This window comes from Pseudovibrio sp. POLY-S9 (assembly GCF_001431305.1).
In the GTDB taxonomy this organism is placed as follows: Bacteria; Pseudomonadota; Alphaproteobacteria; order Rhizobiales; family Stappiaceae; genus Pseudovibrio.
The window spans coordinates 22,689-25,109 of the sequence record NZ_LCWX01000167.1; the positions used below are offsets into that span (position 1 = coordinate 22,689).

The window sequence follows — 2,421 nt, forward strand, 5'->3', positions numbered from 1 at the left end:
TCTCCAATGGCCGCGTCATGTGCCAGGCAGCAGCTGCGGGCTTGGGTGTTGCGCGCCTTGCGGATGTTTACACCGATGCACTCATCAAACGCGGCGAGTTGACGGAAATGCTGTCCGGATGGAAGCAGACAACACCGCTTTGGCTGGTGAGCCCGCCAACACGGCACCAACTGCACCGGGTGCGGGAATTGATGAATTACCTCACAGCCAACTTCAAAACCCGCTATGAGGCGGTGCTGGGTTAACGGCGGTATGTGCCAACAAAGCCATCTGGCACAACAGCGCCTGCGGGGCTGGAGTTGGGGACATTCACGCCAACCGGAATGAAAACACGCTGGATGATGATCTTGTCTCCATCTGGCGGTGGTGGGCCGGGGAGCACAGCGCCTTGTGTGGTTTTGTAGCCTTTCAACTCGCAAATGAGATTTCTGCTCTCAAATCCGGCAGGAACAACCATCGGGCCGGGCGTGTGCTTTACAAAGATGGATGACCGATACCCTTCCAGAAAACAGAAGGCACCATCAGGCGTGGTGTTGACCGTAATCAGCGTTGCCCCCGGCGGAATCTCGATGGAGGGCGAATAGGCCTGTGGCAGGCGCTCTTCATCAGAAACGCACCCTGCCAGGAGGGGAAGAGTGATTGCGAGAGTGCTTAAAGGGAGCTTGATTTGCAAGTCGTGGGCCTCTTCAGGACGATCTGCAAAAGGTAACGGGCACATGAAAAGGATGACACCCATAAGAATTGCTGAGGTTGTTTTGCTGATAGCCTCAAAAATGGTGAGGAGTGGTGGTGACCTCACCGAAAGACAAGGAGTTATCCAACACTGGATCCACTGAAGATTTTGCAAGCAGACCCGCCGTAACTCTCGATAATACTCGCAAGGACCAGACTGTTTTATGCGGGATGAGCGACTGTGACTTTCCTGAGAATGCTTCAGCTTAAAGCAAGCAAAGTTTAGATGCCGAGTAAGGTTTGCATGGAAGTTTCTGGCTGTGCAGCATGATGCACGGCGTTCGAAATATCAGATAGAGTGTTCAAAATGCACACGAACTTTGTAAGGCGGTTTAGGAATGCTCGGTTTTTTTATGAGGCAGAGGATTGTATTTCGGTGCATGCAAGTGTGCTGTTTCCTGTTCTATGTCTTTGCTAGTGAAGATAATCTGGAGCTTTCATGGTGAAATCAGCAGTTTAGGTCGTGGATAGGCGGTGCTTTGCCAAAGTATATTTTTTTTGATTATTGAAGCGGGTTAAGGAATACATCTTGTTGGCATGTTGATAGTCAGACGGGTAATTTCTTCATTTTCTCAGTTTAATTTTATTCTCGAATTGAACTTGGTTCACGCATTAATGATGGAAGTTGCGCATAAAACACTAAGGAAAATTCGACAGGTTTTGTACTCTTGCATCCACGAAATTAGGAAGTATCTATGAGAGAGTGAACCGAAAGGTGCACAAGGATACTTTGAGCCCATATAGCCGTTTTGCGCAGATTAACGGAACGAGAATGACAAAATTAGGTGAAGCCACGCTGAAGCTGTTGGAAAATAGCACAGTACGAAAAGGTCTTGCTGAACTCCGCGTGGGGATCGAAAAAGAAGCTCTGCGTGTTGGCAGAGATGGCTTTATGTCATTGCGTGATCACCCGGAGTCTCTGGGTAAAACGCTAACGCACAAATTTATCACGACAGACTTTTCTGAGGCTCAGGTGGAGTTTATCACACCTGCTGTGCATTCTGTTGCAGAGAGCCTGGATTTTCTGAAAGAACTGCAGGCTTTTGCAGCGCGTAAGACGGATGATGGCGAGTATTTGTGGAATGCGTCCATGCCGCCGGAAATCGCCGGTGATGAGACGATCCGCATCGCGGAGTATGGAAACTCGAATGCGGCGCAGATCAAAACGCTGTACCGCAAGGGACTGGCGCATCGCTATGGCAAGCGTATGCAGACGATCTCCGGGATCCACTACAACTTCTCCATCTCCGATGGCCTTTGGCACGAGTTTCATGAGCAGTGTACCTCCGGCGGAAGCCTTCAGGACTTCCGCAGTGCCGGGTATCTCGGCCTGATCCGTAACCTGCAACGTCATGGCTGGCTGGTGCTTTACCTGTTCGGGGCTTCTCCTGCCGTCGACAAAAGCTATCTGGCATCCCCGCACCCGACCCTGTCCATGCTGGGTGATGACACTTATTTCGGCGAATATGCAACGTCTCTGCGCATGAGCGATCTGGGTTACACCAGCGTCGTGCAGAGTGAGCTGGACATTCACTACAACTCTCTTTGCGATTACATTGAAGGCCTGCGCGGTGCTCTTGCAACGTCTGTGCGCCAGTACGAGCAAATTGGTGTGGCGGAAGAAGGCGATTACAAGCAGATCAACACGCACCAGCTGCAGCTTGAAAACGAGCTGTACGGCTCTGCACG

At 50.9% G+C, this 2,421-nt stretch carries 3 protein-coding genes; 2 read left to right on the forward strand and 1 reads right to left on the reverse strand.

Annotation, left to right across the window (positions count from 1 at the left end; genetic code table 11):
• Positions 1–245 (forward strand): LysR substrate-binding domain-containing protein (locus PPL9_RS33410; protein ID WP_244273412.1); only part of this gene is annotated, 245 nt, incomplete at its 5' end.
• On the opposite strand, the gene PPL9_RS17295 is transcribed toward PPL9_RS33410, so the two are convergent.
• Positions 242–736 carry a hypothetical protein gene (locus PPL9_RS17295; RefSeq protein WP_057463874.1) on the reverse strand — a complete coding sequence of 165 codons (495 nt, stop codon included), beginning with the start codon at positions 734–736 and terminating at the stop codon, positions 242–244. The two genes, PPL9_RS33410 and PPL9_RS17295, sit on opposite strands and share 4 nt — an antisense overlap.
• Before the next feature lie 768 nt (positions 737–1,504).
• Here PPL9_RS17295 and PPL9_RS17300 point away from each other — a divergent pair.
• Positions 1,505–2,421: glutamate--cysteine ligase (locus tag PPL9_RS17300; protein WP_161831323.1), on the forward strand; the 917-nt coding region annotated here is incomplete at its 3' end.

Coding starts and splice junctions, on each gene's coding strand:
- PPL9_RS17295 (WP_057463874.1), bottom strand. CDS start 736: ATGGGTGTCATCCTTTTCATGTGCCCGTTACCTTTTGCAGATCGTCCT.